The organism is Algoriphagus sp., assembly GCF_046296635.1.
Classification (GTDB): Bacteria; Bacteroidota; Bacteroidia; order Cytophagales; family Cyclobacteriaceae; genus Algoriphagus.
The window spans coordinates 19,215-35,758 of sequence record NZ_JBKBKZ010000004.1 but is presented as its reverse complement, the minus strand read 5'-3'; the positions used below and the strand labels follow the sequence as shown (position 1 = coordinate 35,758).

Annotated in this window: 11 protein-coding genes; 5 read left to right on the top strand and 6 right to left on the bottom strand. The window is 42.4% G+C overall.

What is annotated here, in order from left to right; translation table 11 throughout:
* Positions 1-67 precede the first annotated feature (67 nt).
* Entirely contained in the window at positions 68-1,492 is a 1,425-nt protein-coding gene (locus ACK4HU_RS04465; RefSeq protein ID WP_409803674.1) for an amidohydrolase, read from the bottom strand.
* A 408-nt stretch (positions 1,493-1,900) separates the two neighbouring features.
* Here ACK4HU_RS04465 and ACK4HU_RS04460 point away from each other — a divergent pair, with 408 nt between their 5' ends.
* Together ACK4HU_RS04460 and ACK4HU_RS04455 are read left to right on the top strand one after the other, a co-directional pair.
* Complete coding sequence (locus tag ACK4HU_RS04460; protein WP_409803672.1) at positions 1,901-3,586, top strand: bifunctional metallophosphatase/5'-nucleotidase; 1,686 nt, start codon at positions 1,901-1,903, stop codon at positions 3,584-3,586.
* 112 nt (positions 3,587-3,698) lie between these two features.
* Positions 3,699-5,801, top strand: a complete 2,103-nt coding sequence (locus ACK4HU_RS04455) for an acylase (protein WP_409803670.1) — start codon at positions 3,699-3,701, stop codon at positions 5,799-5,801.
* A gap of 129 nt (positions 5,802-5,930) precedes the next feature.
* Here ACK4HU_RS04455 and tnpA read toward each other — a convergent pair whose 3' ends face one another.
* The 5 genes from tnpA to tsaD all read right to left on the bottom strand — a co-directional run bounded on the left by tnpA (position 5,931) and on the right by tsaD (position 9,651).
* Positions 5,931-6,392: an IS200/IS605 family transposase gene (tnpA, locus tag ACK4HU_RS04450; RefSeq protein WP_409803669.1), complete on the bottom strand. Its 462-nt coding sequence runs from the start codon at positions 6,390-6,392 to the stop codon at positions 5,931-5,933.
* A gap of 500 nt (positions 6,393-6,892) precedes the next feature.
* Positions 6,893-7,405: an HNH endonuclease gene (locus ACK4HU_RS04445; protein ID WP_409803667.1), complete on the bottom strand. Its 513-nt coding sequence runs from the start codon at positions 7,403-7,405 to the stop codon at positions 6,893-6,895.
* Between the two features lie 3 nt (positions 7,406-7,408).
* A complete protein-coding gene (locus tag ACK4HU_RS04440; protein WP_409803665.1) occupies positions 7,409-8,206 on the bottom strand; it encodes a hypothetical protein in 798 nt (265 codons plus the stop codon).
* A complete protein-coding gene (gene smpB / locus ACK4HU_RS04435) occupies positions 8,169-8,636 on the bottom strand; it encodes an SsrA-binding protein (RefSeq protein ID WP_409803663.1) in 468 nt (155 codons plus the stop codon). The genes ACK4HU_RS04440 and smpB overlap by 38 nt, the downstream gene beginning before the upstream one ends.
* Before the next feature lies 1 nt (position 8,637).
* A complete protein-coding gene (gene tsaD / locus ACK4HU_RS04430) occupies positions 8,638-9,651 on the bottom strand; it encodes a tRNA (adenosine(37)-N6)-threonylcarbamoyltransferase complex transferase subunit TsaD (RefSeq protein ID WP_409803661.1) in 1,014 nt (337 codons plus the stop codon).
* 119 nt (positions 9,652-9,770) lie between these two features.
* Between tsaD and ACK4HU_RS04425 the strand changes: the two genes are divergently transcribed.
* Genes ACK4HU_RS04425 through ACK4HU_RS04415 form a run of 3 tightly spaced genes read left to right on the top strand, consistent with a single transcriptional unit; the run spans position 9,771 to position 16,544 of the window.
* Positions 9,771-14,255 carry a translocation/assembly module TamB domain-containing protein gene (locus tag ACK4HU_RS04425; protein ID WP_409803659.1) on the top strand — a complete coding sequence of 1,495 codons (4,485 nt, stop codon included), beginning with the start codon at positions 9,771-9,773 and terminating at the stop codon, positions 14,253-14,255.
* A 43-nt stretch (positions 14,256-14,298) separates the two neighbouring features.
* Positions 14,299-15,597, top strand: a complete 1,299-nt coding sequence (locus tag ACK4HU_RS04420) for a cryptochrome/photolyase family protein (protein ID WP_409803658.1) — start codon at positions 14,299-14,301, stop codon at positions 15,595-15,597.
* Positions 15,594-16,544 carry a DUF2027 domain-containing protein gene (locus ACK4HU_RS04415; protein ID WP_409803656.1) on the top strand — a complete coding sequence of 317 codons (951 nt, stop codon included), beginning with the start codon at positions 15,594-15,596 and terminating at the stop codon, positions 16,542-16,544. The genes ACK4HU_RS04420 and ACK4HU_RS04415 overlap by 4 nt, the downstream gene beginning before the upstream one ends.

The following is a 16,544-nucleotide window of genomic DNA, read 5'->3' as shown; positions in this document are numbered from 1 at the left end:
CACAAACGTAAAAAGGCCGGAATTCCATCAACGGAATATCCAGCCTTTCGAATTGGGATTCAACTTCCTATTTCCTGTAATCTAGTGGAGCCTTACGATTTCCGACCAAGGCTTCATACACAAATCCTTCTCCTCGCCTACGGTTCAGTTCCTCCAAGGCTTTACTGGTTACTGACGGATCTTTAAAAATATCCATTGCTGTCAAGGTCAAGGTCTTGGCAGCCACCATCATTCCTTTTTGCCCGATTGACATTCCACCAGCCGCAACAGCCTGCCAAGTATGAGCGGAAGTCCCAGGAACCCAAGTTGCAGTTCCTAGTCCCACGGTAGGCACTAGCCAGCTGATATCTCCCACATCTGTGGATCCTCCAGCACCAGTTTCGCTGACGACAAAAGGAGTGATTTTCCCGGCATCATCCGGACTGGATTTAACTCCGGCAGGATAGGTTTTGATGATTTCTTCTGCAAATTTCCGCTCCTCGGGAGTATAATTTATACCACCGATTGACTCCAGATTTTTATGCATGATTCTGGCAAGTGTTTCATTTGGCAGAAGATTATATACCCCATTGATCACCTCATATTCCATACGGGTTTGGGTTCCCAAAGCTGCTCCTTCCGCAGTTTTCACCATTCTGGCAAAAATCTCCTGCACGACAAGTGCATTGGGATGACGCACATAATGATAGGACTCTGCAAAAGCAGGGACCACATTGGGTGCTTCGCCTCCACGGGTAATCACGTAGTGCATTCTGGTTTCCATTGGCACATGCTCACGCATTAAGTTAACCATGAAATTCATAGCTTCTACCGCATCAAGGGCAGATTTGCCACGCTCTGGAGCTGCAGCAGCGTGAGAAGCTTCACCATAAAATCTGAATTTGGTGGAAATGTTCGCCAGTGAAGAAGTCGCTCCGGCAGCATTTTGAGATCCGGGATGCCAATGCATCATCACATCCACATCTTTGATTAAGCCAGCGCGGGCGATGTACACTTTTCCTCCACCACCCTCTTCAGCTGGGGTGCCATATACGCGCAAGGTTCCTTTGATCTTATTCTCCTTCATCCAATCCATTACTGCAATTCCAGAGGCAACTGAAGCCGCACCAAAAAGGTGGTGACCACAGGCATGTCCTGCGCCACCTTCTACAATCGGCTTGCGAAAAGGAGATGCTTCCTGAGACACACCCGGAAGCGCATCAAACTCTGCCATGATCCCGACAACCGGCTTACCCGAACCATATTCAGCAATGAAAGCAGTAGGTATTTCGGCCACTCCTGCTGTCACTTTGAATCCAGCATCAGCAAGAGTTTTCTGCAAAAGCGCTGAACTCTTGGTCTCGAGATAGCCCAATTCTGGATTTGACCAAATCTGCATGGCGATATCACCATAGAAATCGGCTTTGGAATCGAGCTTTTTCAAAACTTCCACTTGGCCGAAGAGAGGCGAGAAGGAAAGAAATAACAAAAGGAAAGCGAAGTACTTATTCATGTGAGGTCTATATTTTTTGGCAAAATACTAATTGTTCCCAATTGATTTACACTTTCTTCTTTTCAAGCAAAATCTCCCATTTTCTTCCAACAAATAAAACATAGCCAAGAAAATTTTTAATTTTTCAAATACCCTCCTCAATTTTAGAACTCATTAATTTTCAATGAGTTAGTTTTTTTTTAAATTTTATTAACCAATCAAAAATCAGGTGATTAAGTTTACAGCTTCAAAATAAATTACATAAACTTCTAAAGTTTTGACAGGGGTTTCAATCATTCGGAACCCCTTTTTTATTTCCATTTGTGACTCCGATCACCAAATTTTGGATTGAAGGATTTCTATTTTTCAGCTAGATTGGAAAAGTGTTCCCTATCGAGGAATTTAAAAATCAATTTTATAAGCCCAAATATGATGCAGCCATCTCGGAGAAAATTTATTGCACAATTAGGAGCATTAGGAGCATTAGGAGCAAACACAGGCTTTGCAGGGATAGCTTCTGCGACTCAAAATGATGAAGAAATCCAGAAAAGTAACCCTTGCTCATTTACGCTTACTATTCTCCAAACTACCGATGTGCATTGTCAAATTCATGCGCATGATGAGCTGTTTTGGGAAAATGGAAAATCAGTTTACCGGAAAACTGGGGGATACGCTCATTTGAAAACTTTCCTTGACCGGGAAAGAAAAAAGATGGAGCACAGCTTCCTAATGGATACAGGAGACATGTTTCAGGGATCTGAGCTTTCTGTGAAGACTACAGGTGAAGCGATGGTTCCCATCTTAAATGCGCTGGACTATGATCTTTATCTACCCGGCAATTGGGAGGTGATTTATTATAAAAAGACCATGCAGCACCTTCTGGGGTCGCTGGCAGCTCCAAAAGTCTGTGCAAATATGTACCACGATTTGGGTGAGGGCAAAAAAGGAGAATTGATTTTCCCACCTTATCACATTTGGAAAGTGAATGGCGTTAAGGTAGGCTTCTTGGGATACACAGATCACCTCGTCCCTATCAGACAATCTCCGAATTACAGCAAAGGAATCATTTATACCAAGCCGGAAGAAAATCTTGCACACTATGTTGATGTGCTCAATACCCAAGAAAAATGTGCCTTTATCGTAATTGTAGCCCATTTAGGCCTTTCACAACAAATCCATTTGGCCAATCATCCTTCCTGCGAAGGTGTGAATTACATACTGGGAGGTGATACCCATGAACGAGTGAGAAAACCGATCCAAGCCAAATACGCCAAAGTGGTAGAACCCGGAGCTTTTGGATCATTTGTAGGAAAATTGGAACTGAAAATCGAAAACGGAAAAGTGGTATCAGACCACTATGAACTCATGGAAGTCGATTCCAGGAAATATCCAGAATCTATAGAAATGAAGAAGATCATTTCTAAATATGAAGGCCCCTATCTTGCCGATATTCAAAAAATTGTAGGGTATTCGACCATTCCCCTATTTCGATATTTTGTAATTGAAAACACTATTGACACCATGATTCTTGATGCCATCAATTGGCAAATACCAGAGGTGGATATCGTCCTTTCAAATGGTTTCCGCTTTTGTCCACCTCGAGCCACGGCGGATCAGACAGGAAATATTCCAATTACCAACGGCTTTATTTTTGACATGCTTCCTGTGGACAGTACCATCAGAACTGGCAAAGTCACGGGAAAGCAAATACAGGAATGGCTGGAAAAAGAACTTAACAATGTATTTGCTGCGGATGCCTCTAAGCGATTTGGCGGCTGGGTTATTAAGTTCAAAGGCATGGAAGTGAAGTTTAATGCATATGGAGAAGAAGGAAAAAGAGTCCAATCAACTCTGGTAAAAGGAAAGCCACTTGACACAGAGAAAGTCTATACTATCTGTGCCTGTGAACGTGATGGAGATCCTGATGATATGCTTTGTAGATTCAAAGGTGTGATGGAAACTGAAAATACGGCATTCACCTTGCATCAAGCTATGAAAAATTATTTAGCCCAAAATTCACCAGTAACCCCAACACCTCCACAATCTGCCGTGGCACTCGATGCGTCGGTCACCTTGCTGACTCAGGTGAGTGGAGTGGATTATGAGTTCAGATAATTAAATGCTGAAATCCGAAAATGGATATTGAAAAGTATTTAATCACCCCCAAAAGCCGATCAATTGGTCGGCTTTTTTATTAATCTTGGTAAAAATTGAATCGCTACATCTCATGTCTTCAAAACACTACTTAAGAGCCCGCTTTTTTTTCATTTTCCCAATTCTTCTTTTTGCTTTTGCCTGCCAATATGTCCACAAACCTTCCAATTGGGACAGGACGCAAGTGGAAATCGCTCGGGATGAGTTTGGTGTTCCTCATATCTTCGGAAAGACCGACGCCGATGTAGCTTATGGTTTGGCTTGGGCACATGCCGAGGATGATTTTGCGACGATCCAAATGACCGTATTGGCGGGAAAAGGACTAGCAGGACGAGTATTCGGCGAGCAAGGTGCGGCCATCGATTTTTTTGTCCACTTGCTCGGAACACGAGAAATTGCCAAAGAAAAATATGAGGACAGTTTCTCATCCGAATTCAAAAAAGTACTGGAAGGCTATGCAGCAGGGCTCAATGATTATGCCTTTGCGCATCCCCAAGAAGTACTGTACAAACAATCATTCCCTATCAATCCCAAAGAAATCGCTTCAGCATACATTCTTTCACTTGCTCAAATGTCAGGTGCAGATCGGGCCGTTCAAGCTATTGTTGGTGGCAATGTGGATTTGATCCCTGAGGACACTTTGCCCAAAGGTTCCAATGCCATTGCTATTCATCCCTCTCGAACTGATACCGGAGAGGCTTTTCTTGCCATCAACTCCCATCAGCCTTTGGAGGGGCCGGTTGCCTGGTACGAAGCACATCTCCATTCAGAAGAAGGCTGGAACGCGCTGGGAGGACTTTTTCCGGGCGGTGCGATGATTTTCCATGGGGTGAATGAGCACTTAGGCTGGGCTCATACGGTGAATAATCCGGACTTTTTGGATTTGTACCAATTGGAGATCAACCCGAAGGACAACAACCAATATCGAGTGGATGGAGAATGGTTGGAATTGGAAGAAAGGACCATTTGGCTGAAAGTCAAACTTTGGGATCTGATCACCATACCTGTACCCAAAAAAGTCTGGAAAAGCATTTACGGACCCACATTGGTGACTGATCAAGGAGCTTTTTCAATTCGGTTTGGTGCATTAGATCGAATAGGAGCACCTGAACAATGGTGGCGAATGAATAAAGCTAAGAATTTCACAGAGTGGAAATCAGCCATGAACTCCATGCAGCTATCCAATTTCAATACAGTCTATGCAGACAAATACGACACAATATTCTTTGTCAGCAACGCACTTTTACCGAAACGAACTCAGGGTAATGACTATTCAGGAACTGTTCCTGGCAACAAAAAAAAGACTTTGTGGAAAGAGTATCATGCCTTTTCTGAGCTTCCCCAGCAAGTAAATCCTCCTTCAGGTTACCTTTATAATACCAATCATTCTCCATTCAAAGCATCTTCCTTTTCTGACAATCTCAATTCGGAAGAATATCCTGTGGAAATGGGATTTGATCTTAGGGACAACAACCGATCAACGCGATTTCGTGAGCTAATGCCGGACTCGGGAAAGATCAGTTGGGAAGAATTTGAGCGGATTAAATATGACCAAACCCTACCTTCCACTTTAGCTTTCCGAACGGATATGAGCAAGCTGTTCAGTCTGGATTCAGCCAACTATCCAGACATTGAAAAGCATATTTCCACTTTGAAAAACTGGAATAAAGAAGCTTCTATTGAAAGTGAAGGCGCTGCGCTTTTTGCTTTCATCTACTACTATTGGTGGGATGAATTTGCTAAGTCTGGGCGGAGTTTTGAAACCAAATTAACAGAGGAAGAGGCTGTACAAGGGATTCGAGCTGCTAAAGGCCATTTTGAAACGCAACTAGGTAAAGAACTTGTTGGTTTGGGTGACTACCAAAAGTTGGTGAGAGGTGATAAGGTTTTGCCTATTTGGGGAATTGACGATGTCTTGACCACTATCCGATCCACACCTTGGGAAAATGGTATGCGAAAAGCTGCCCAAGGCGAGTCATACATCCTGATGGTGAAGTTTGGAGATGGAATGCCAGTCATCGAATCCATCAATGTCTATGGAGCGAGCAACCGTCCTGAAAGTCCGCATTATGCAGATCAAATGGAGCGATTTATCAGCCGAGATTTGAAGCCGATGACACTGGATAAGGCGGAAGTATTGAGGACTGCAAAGCGGGTTTATAGACCTGGGGAGTGACCCTTTTTTTTTATTAGAATTCAAACAGTCCAATTTGGTAAGAAGATATTGTTAAAAATAACCCCGAAGGGGTGTGATTATTATAGAAAAAATAAAAGGCAAATGACCTATAACCCCGAAGGGGTGAGATTATTCAATCCACTCAAAAAGATATTTTTCTTCAAATGGTATTTCGAATTTTTTTAAAAATCCTAAATATTCTTCCTTGAATGTTTTGGATTGATGATGCCGCTCCTGCTTCAATATATATTGGTAAACATTGTTTAGCTGGGAATGAGAATAAGAAAAAACACCGTAGCCATCTTGCCAAGAAAATTTACCTTTTACAAATTTATATTCATTGATGAAATTCGAAGAATTGTTTTTGACGTCCCGGATCAGGTCTGAAGGACATTTAGCCGGCTTTAATCCTACAAAAACGTGTACATGATCCGATACCCCATTTACGATAATGGCTTTTTGGTCTTTATTTGTAATAATACCGGACATGTATTTAAAAACTTCTTCTCTCCAAGGCTTTAAAAGAAGGTTTTGTCTTCCTTTTACTGCGAAGACATATTGGAGATAAATTTGGTGAAAAGTGCCGGCCATGATCAAAAAGATTAAATGGAAAATCAGGTTTGTTATTTTAAATTTCACTCTTTGAAGCTTTTATTCAAAAAAATCTATTCCATTTTTCTATTATTTTTTCAACCTATTATCATTTCATCCCTTCGGGATTAAGAATCCTGCCCAGCACCTTGAATTCTTCTACAATCATTTCACCCCTTTGGGGTTTTCGGGAATCTGTTTCATGTATTTGATAACAAGATATCTGATTAAAAATCTGCCTACAAGAGTAATTTTTCTGGTTTTTTACTCTCGTTCTACTTTCGCAGGTAATTCTTACTCTCGTATTAAGTCAAAATATCGAAAGCGGAATAAAAAAATCTGATTATTCGCTTTTCCACCAGTAGGCGAATTTTCTTTAGGTTACTGGTCTGATGTCAGATGACCGATGACCGATGAAGCCCAAAATTAAGTGTTTAGAAGTATTTTCAGATCTATAATTTAAACTACTGGTAAGATTGCGGATATACATAAAAAAAAACTCAGGAATTCATAATCCTACTCGACAAAAACGGCAACCATTCTTCCGCCTGTCTTTCTGCATATTCCGCCAAAAAATAGGAAAGTGAAGGCTTGAATGGCTCAGATCGCAAAACCAAACCTGCCTGTTCGGGAGTTTTGTCTCCTTTGTTCACATTGCATCGATTACAGGCTGTGATCAGATTGGACCAGGTGGTTTTTCCTCCTTTAGACTTGGGAATGATATGATCTATTGTGAGGTGTCTTTTGCTGCCGCAATATTGACATTCGCCGTTATCACGCTTGAATAGATTGTTTCTATTCAGAAGGACCCCTCTAAAAGGAATATTCTTGTAATGAGTCAATCGGATTACAGCAGGATAATCAAAGCTACGGTCGACGGTGCGGATCTGTAAAAGCTCATATGTTGATAGAATATTGGCTTTTTCCAGAAGACAAAGCACAATGGCCTTCTGCACGGGAACAACTGCCACCGGCGAATGATCTAAGTTTAATACCAACACACGCTTTTCCATACCCTAACCCACAATTGATCTTGCGTCAAAAACGACTTGTTCCCCTGTATTGTTTCTCAAAAAATCCTCCCATTCATCCAGGTCGGAGACTTTCATCTTGTTATCCATCCAGAGGATTTCCTCTGCTCCCAAAAACAGGCCAAAATGGGACTGCTGTTTTTCCAAATCTCTGAAAACAAACAAATCGCCTGGAACAGCTTCTTCAGGTGTAACGCTTTTGCCAGGAGTTTTGCCGGAAATCCAGGAATATCCTGCGATGAAGAAAATCAGGGCAAAACCCAACTCTTCATCTAAGCCAAAAATACTCCTGCCTCCTGCCTGAAATGGCGCATTGAGGTATCTTAGTCCGATTTCGAGCAATTCTTCCCGAGTAGCCCGGACCGCATGCGGTCGATAGTTTCCGGTAAATCCAATATGATCCTGCCAATTGAAAAGCTCCAACTCGCTAAAATGAAGGCGACTTCCGGGAAGAAGATAGAGATTAGTGCCAAGGTATTCTATTGCGGCAATAGGGCTGGTGACGATCTGAAAATCCTGGTTGAGAAATTTTCGGTATTCATCGCCTGTAATTTCTTTGATGAGCTTGGCCCAAACCCAGCCTCCCATGCCAGTGTCCTCATGATAGATCCGAAACCATTGTCTGTCAGAGGTCAGCCCATTGATCTGATAGCATTCCCCAAAAAGCAGCTGACTGACCAGTGCAGAATCAAAAGTAGGTTGGCGGTAAACTGGAAGGATGGTCTGACGACATATTCCATACGCATCAATCAAAGGCCATTCGCTGGAGCTCTCTTTTTGCATCTTTTTCCTTCAGGTCCTGACGTTTATCGTGTGTTTTCTTTCCCCGTGCTAAGGCAATTTCCAATTTTGCCAGTCCACGGTCGTTGATAAATATACGAACCGGAATGATTGCCAGACCCTTTTCGGCCGACTTAGTTTCGAGCTTTTCCATTTCTTTTTTCTTCAAAAGCAACTTCCGGTCTCTAACCGCCACATGGTTATAGCTTGCCGCCATGCTGTAGGGCGCAATGTGCATCTGACGGATGTATAATTCCCCGTCCAAAAAAATGCAAAATGCTTCTGTCAGCGACACCTTACTTTCGCGAATAGACTTAATCTCAGTCCCAGTCAGCATCAATCCAGTCACATAGGTATCGATGAATTCAAACTCGAAGTTTGCCTTCTTATTCTTGATGTTGACAAATTTTTCGAAGCGGTTGGACTTAGCCATATCAGAGTTTCATTTTTGCTAAGGGAGTAACGTCGAGCCCGACGAATTCACCTTTGCCGTATTTGTAATGTGCTGCCATGGCAATCATGGCTGCGTTATCCGTACAGTATTCGAATTTCGGGACGTAGAGGTTCCATCCTTTCCTTCGGGAAAGTTCTGCCAAGGTCTCCCTCAAACCGGAATTGGCTGAAACTCCTCCCGCAATGGCAATTTCTTTCACCTCATATTGCTTGACAGCTTCCTTCAATTTGATCAGGAGCATTTCTATCAAAGTGTATTGAATGCTTGCGCAAAGATCAGGCAGGTTTTCCGTGATGAAATTCGGGTTCAACTGCAACTGGTCTCTTAGGAAATAAAGTACGGCGGTTTTGATACCTGAAAAAGAATAATTCAATCCTGGCATCCGTGTTACCGGAAATTTGAACGCTTTAGGATTTCCCTGCTGTGCATATTTATCAACTAATGGTCCACCTGGATAAGGCAATCCGAGGAGCTTGGCAGTCTTATCAAATGCCTCACCCACCGCATCATCCTGTGTTTCTCCTATGACCTCCATTACCAAGTGATCTTTAACCAAAACCAATTGTGTGTGTCCACCGCTCACCGTAAGGCATATGAACGGGAATTTAGGCTTTGGATCATCGATAAAATGAGCCAAAACATGCGCTTGCATATGGTTCACTTCAATCAATGGAATCTTCAAAGCTGCCGCAAAAGCCTTGGCAAAACTCACCCCAACCAAGAGCGAACCCATCAGTCCGGGGCCTCTGGTGAAGGCCACAGCGGATAATTGATTTTTGGAAATTCCGGAGGACAAAATAGCTTCCTGAATCACAGGAATGAGGTTTTCTTGGTGTGCACGCGAAGCAAGTTCGGGAACTACTCCTCCATATTTTTCGTGTACTGATTGCGTTGCGACAATATTATTAAGTACTTTACCATTTACTATAATGGACGCTGAAGTTTCGTCGCACGAAGACTCGATTGCTAGTATAGAAATATCCTTGTTACCCATTGGAAAAGAACTCGAAAGTTACTCATTTTTTGCACAAAGCTTTCCGAGTACTCCTTTGGTTCGTCTTTTCGACAACACTTTTACTCATTTTCATAGCTCTTGCCCTCCAAATCACGAGTGTGCAAAATTGGATGGTAGACAAGGTCACAACCTACTTGAATGAAAACACCCATTTTACTACTGAAATCGGCAAAATCAGGATTACCTGGTGGGATGCGGTGGAGTTGGACAATATCTCCATTCGTGATCATCGAGACAGTTTAATGATCGGAGCAGAAAAAGCCCATGCAGACTTTTCACTGCTATCCCTGATCCCTCCGGGAGATTTTGTGGTAGATGCAGTACGATTGGAGCAGGCCGAGGTGAATTTCTATACTCACGCAGAGGATACGACATTGAATATTAATCGATGGATAATGGAATTGGGAGCTTTGTTTGGTTCGTTGGATACCACTGCAAAAGATCCGGTGAACTTTTCGATTAGCTCCCTCGAACTAAGACAGGCTAGATTTTCATTGGTTAATTATAATGCAGAACCCGCTGAGTCCGGCTTTGACTACACCAATATCAGATTCAGAGATCTCACAGCAAATGCCGAAAATTTCCGAATGAAAGATGGCAGGATCGCTATCGACATCAAACATCTCAGCGGGACAGAAAGGACTTCGGGCGTAAAAATCGAAGAATTTAAAACGAACTTAACCTTTGCCCCTACCTATCTCGAGCTGGATCAATTAAACCTCAAAACTGAAGGAAGCCAAATCAAAGATTACCTCAGAATGGATCTCATCGGTCCTGATGGATATACTGATTTCCTCAATCAGGTGAAGTTGACAATTCGAATGGAGGAGACTAAAATCCTTTTGGACGATTTACGGATATTCGCTCCTTCCTTGCCGGACTTTGAAGATGTCATCTACCTGAGTGGCGATGTAGTGGGCACCGTTTCGGATATGAAATCAGAACAGTTTTTGATTCGATTGGGACAGAAAACAGCACTTTTTGGAGCATTCGAATTGGACGGTTTGCCTGATTTCGAAAAAACTTACATCAATCTCTCACTCAAGAACTCCGTCATTTCCGCCCGTGACCTCGCCCCTTATTTGACACCGGAGCTTGAAAAAGAAGTCAATAAATTCAATCTGATTCGCTTGGATGCAGATTTTACCGGTCTGATTACCCGCTTCACCACCAATGGGAATTTTCGGACCAGTATCGGAAACGTGGAGGGAAGAATAAACTACGATTTGGTAAATGGCATTCCTTCAGTTGTCTCACGGATACGCGTTCAAAACCTTGACTTGGGCATTTTAGCAGAAAACCGTGAATTACTCCAAAAAATCAGTCTAAGCGGGAATGTAAATCTGAAAGGAAACACCATTGAAAATGCACTTTTCGATCTGAATGCCACAATTTCCGAAGTTGGGATCAATAAGTACAATTTCACAAACATCCGAACTGATGCCACCTATGGATTGAATTTATTCAGGGGGAATTTTTCTATCGATGATCCTAATCTCAAAGCCCAAGCCAGAGGCTATGTAAACCTCAACGAATCTGTGGATTCGGTCAGAATGCTAGTGACGCTCGATACGGCATTTTTGGATAAGATCAATCTCGTAGAAACTCCAACATTCCTCAGTGGAAAACTGGATATCGATACCAAAGGAATTAAGCTCGATGATGTTCAGGGAATAGGTCGGTTTTCCAATATCAAAGTCGGCTATGAAGACCGATTCTTGGATGTGGGCAATTTCTTCGTCCAGTCTCTTTTTGCCGGAGGTACACGGACATTATCAATCAATTCCGATTACTTGGTAGCAGCAGCTTCAGGGCAGTTCAATCTGGAACAAATGAGTCGGGATCTAAACATCCTTACTCGACAATATATTTCTATTCTGATCAATGAGGAACAGCCCATAGCGAATCTGGAGGAAAACTTTTCTGAGGCTTATAACCTCGATTTAAATATTCGGCTTCAGGACCCTAATCCCATCATTCAGCTCTTTCAGCCCGATCTTTCAATATCAAAAAACACAATTTTAGAGGGAGCTTTTTACCAGACTCCTGAGAATACGGTATTCAATTTCTTTACGAGCATAGACACCTTAACGTATCAGGGGAACACGGCTTTTGGGACAAATATTGACTTCAATACGTCCAAGATTATCAATAGTGCAGATATTTTAGCTTCATTTTATGTGTATTCCAAACAACAGAAAGTTGGGAACACCCTCGGTTTTACCAATCTTGGACTCGAGGCAATCTGGGACCAAAATAACTTGGACTTACAGTTGAGTCTGGACCAAGACCCGACGCAAAGCAGAGCAAGAATATCGGCAGAAACTCGATTTTCGGCATTGGGAACAGAAATTCGTTTTCAACCCTCCCAGTTGAAAGTGTTGGACAAAAATTGGAGTTTTGACCCTAAAAACGAAATTCTGATCTCAAATGGAGAAATCACAATCAGTAGCCTTTCAGTTTTCAACGAAAAACAATCACTGGGAGTGGATGGAAAAATCAGTCAAAACCCCGATGATGTGCTTGATTTAATATTTAAAGATTTCGGGATTGACATCTTAAATACACTCACAGTCCAAGAATTTTTGGGCACGGCTAATGGGTCCTTTCAAATGAAAAGCCTTTTAGATCAACCCCTTGTAGAAGGTGAAATGACCGTCGATGAAGCAGAAATCAACAGTTTCCCGATAGGAAATCTGTTTGCTTCCCTGAGACTTCTGGACAATGAGTTGATGCTAAATCTACAAAATGAAATCAATGGCCAAAAGAAGATAGACGTCTCAGGAGTCATTGGCCTTGAATATCAAAACCTTGATTTGGATGCCGTTCTCACTGAGGCAAATCTTGTTATTTTGGAGCCTTTCCTTTCCAATTACATTTCCAGACTAGATGGTACTGTCACAGGAAACCTCCAAATCAGAGGAACTGTCGATGTGCCTGAAATAATTGGAAGCGGCCGTATTGATCAGGGGAAAGTCAGAATCAATTTCCTGAATACCAGCTATTCATTAAATGGAAGCATTCTTTTCCAACCCACTCAAATCAGTTTTAGAAATTTAATTTTTGGAGATGTGAATGGAAATCGAGCCACATTTACCGGCGGGCTGAATCACAAAGGGTTCGAAAATATCTTTCTGGATATCAACTCTACGCTGAGCAACTTTCAGATCCTGAATACCACTGCTCGAGATAATGAGGTTTTCTATGGTACTGCTTATGCTTCCGGGTCCTTGGCGATCAAAGGAAGCACTACCAATCTCGATATCACTGCAAGAGCCACTACTCAGCCAAATACCCGGATTTTCATTCCCCTCACCAGTAGCAATACTCAATATCAGGAAGATTTTATTCAGATCATCAATATTCAGGATACTGTTCGGATCCAGCAACTGGCTGAGGATATCAATCGGCTGGCGATAGAAAATGTACGGATGAATTTCATCTTGGACATCACTCCTGATGCGTTTACCCAGATTATAATTGACCCGAAAACCGAGGAAAGTCTGGAAGCGAGAGGAAGAGGAGTACTGACAATGAATATTGACACTCAGGGAAACTTTAACCTGACCGGAAACTATGAAATCACCGAGGGAAAATACAATTTTTCACTCTTCAATGTAGTCAAGCGACAATTTGACATTCAACCGGGTGGCAGAATAACTTGGTTTGGTGATCCCTATCAAGGAATCATGAATCTTAAGGCTGTCTATGAAGAAACTATTTCTCTTCAGCCCCTTCTCTCCTCTTCTGCCGCCTCCGAAAACAGTCAAATGAGAAGAAGGTATCCCGTAAAAGTGCTGATGGATCTTCAGGGTGAACTGCTTTCACCTAATATAAAATTCGGTTTTGACTTTGGACAGTTTCCCTCCAGTGGTGATGTCCAGACTACAATTTCTGCATTTCAGAACCGAGTAGCATCTGATGAACAAGAAATGAACAGGCAGGTATTCTCCGTGATCATGACTCGCAACTTCTCTCCCGAGGGACAATTTTCCGGTGTGGCAACCTTCTCTTCAAGTCTTGGAAACTTACTTTCTTCTCAGCTTAATAGCTTTTTGGGTCAAGTCGATAAAAATCTTGAAATCAATATCGACCTCGCCACCTTGGATCAAAATGCGCTTGAGAATTTCCAACTCAGTGTCGCTTACACCTTTTTGGATGGTCGCCTGAGAGTTTCCAGAGATGGAGGATTCACCGATAATCAGGGAAATGCCAGTGCCGCTTCCGTGATCGGGGACTGGCAAGCTGAGTACTTATTGACTGAGGATGGTATCTATCGGCTCCGCGTCTTCAACCGAAACAATTACAATACATTTACTTCACTCTCACTCACCCAAAATGTATTGACATACGGTGCTTCACTCACTCAAAACGTTTCCTTTAACTCCTTATCAGAACTATTCAAAAAAATTACCGGTAAAAACACTGACAAACTTATTATTACTGACACCGATGATTTTCTAAGAAAGGAATATCAAGGCGATCAAGAATGGAAGACACTCGATCTTGATGATCTTCCTCCAAGAAAAGAACCTGCTATTCCCTTGAAAAAGGATATAATCCCTTCTAAAGAGGATCTTTGAAACAATTTAGGACGCTCATTACTTTTCTTTCAAAAACGATCTTATGGAAAAAATTACACTGTTCTGGTTTCGAAGGGACCTCAGGCTGGAAGATAATACCGGACTTTTTTATGCGCTGCAGCAAGAAAAAAACGTGCTTCCAATCTTCATTTTTGACCGGAATATTCTCGACAAGTTAGAAGATAAAGCAGATGCAAGAGTGGAATTTATTCATTCGCAACTAGCTGAAATCAAATCCCAATTGGAGGAAAAAGGAAGCTCCCTTCTGGTCCGATATGGAACCCCGGAGGAGATTTATCGGAAACTTTTGAATGAATTCGATATTCAAGCCGTCTATACTAATAGGGATTACGAGCCCTATGCTAAAGAGCGGGATTCCAAAATTGAAAGCCTGCTGAAAGAAAATGGTATTACTTTTCTCAGCTTCAAAGATCAGGTAATCTTTGAGCCGGGAGAAATCCTCAACGGTTCCGGGGAATTCTACAAAGTCTTCACGCCGTTTTCACGCAATTGGCTGGAAAAATACAGAAGCACCAAGGTACAACCTTTGGAAAATCCGGCTTGGAAAAATCTACACCCTATTTCCTCATTACCTATGATTTCCCTTGTGGAAATGGGCTTTGAGAAAACTGCTATACAAATCCCTCCAAAAGTCGCTGATCAGGATATCATCAGCCACTATGACAAGACCCGCAACTTTCCTTCCCAACATGGCACCTCCAGATTAGGCATTCATTTGCGTTTTGGGACTGTTTCTGTCAGAAAACTAGCTCAAGTAGCGGCCCAGCTAAATGACACTTATCTAAATGAATTGATCTGGAGGGAATTTTATATGATGATCTTGGCTTATAACCCACAGGTAGTGGACCGAGCTTTCAAGCCAGCTTATGATCAGATTCCTTGGCGCAACAATACGGATGAGTTTCAGGCCTGGTGTGAAGGAAAGACTGGGTTTCCGATTGTCGATGCAGGGATGCGCGAACTCAACAACACCGGTTACATGCACAACCGTGTAAGGATGGTCGTCGCTTCATTTCTCACCAAGCATTTGCTGATCGACTGGAGATGGGGCGAAGCATATTTTGCCAAAAAGCTCCTTGACTTTGATTTATCAGCCAACAATGGAGGCTGGCAATGGGCAGCAGGGACTGGCACGGATGCCCAACCTTATTTCCGGGTGTTCAACCCCGATTCACAGACAGAAAAGTTCGACAAGGACCTCAAGTATATCAAAAAATGGATTCCTGAATTGGGAACATCCAAGTACCCAAAACCCATTGTGGATCATAAATTTGCTCGAGTGAGAGCAATTGATACCTACAAGCAAGCCCTCAATCAATGAACATCGGAGACAAAGTCAGATTACTACGCGGAACAGAAGAAGGAATCATTCGAAAGATCTCTTCCTCTGGTAGGATAGAGATAGAAATCGAAGATGGATTTCTTATTCCAGCCATGAAATCCGAAGTGGTAATTATTGCCGAAGCAGAGTCAAATTACTTTGGCGCAAATGCCGGTGTTAAAAAAGAAACTGAAGCCCCGATTCCGATCTCCGGTCCAAAAGATCAAGGTCTCTATTTGGCTTTTCTACCAATCAATGATCAAAATTTAAGCCTATATCTGATCAACGACAGCCATCAGCCTTACCTCGCCCATACTTCGGAGGTGTTTGGAGGAAATCATCGGACGCTTTTTGCAGGAACTTTGAATCCTGGCGAAAGCAAGAAAATTGATGACAGACTGATGAAAGAAATGGACGAATGGCCCGCTTTTTTGGTGCGATTTATCCCAATACAGAACAAGCTGGAAAAAGCAATTCCAGCATTTGAGCGACAGCTGAAGATGAAAGCCACTCAATTTTTCAAGCATTTGAGCAAAGCTCCTATTTTGGGAAAAAGCGTCTACCTCTTTGCCATGGAACAGACGACCAAAGATCTGGACATACGCAGTCTAAATGCAGAACTCAATCATATTTCAGCAAAACCCGAACCCGTAAAAGCAGTAAAACCTCCTCGATCTATTGATCTCCATATCGAGGAACTCCATCCTGATCCAGACAAGCTCAGCAATTCTGAAAAGATGCGAATCCAGCTGGAGGTGTTCGAAAAAAACTTGAATCAGGCCCTAGCTTCGGGGATGGACGAGGTCACCTTTATCCATGGCATTGGTAATGGTGTATTGAGAAAAGAAATTCATAAGCGCCTCAGTCAATTAGGAAATATTAAGTACTTTCAGGACACCCAGAAGGACCAATGGGGCTATGGTGCTACCTTGGTTCGAATTTCCTAA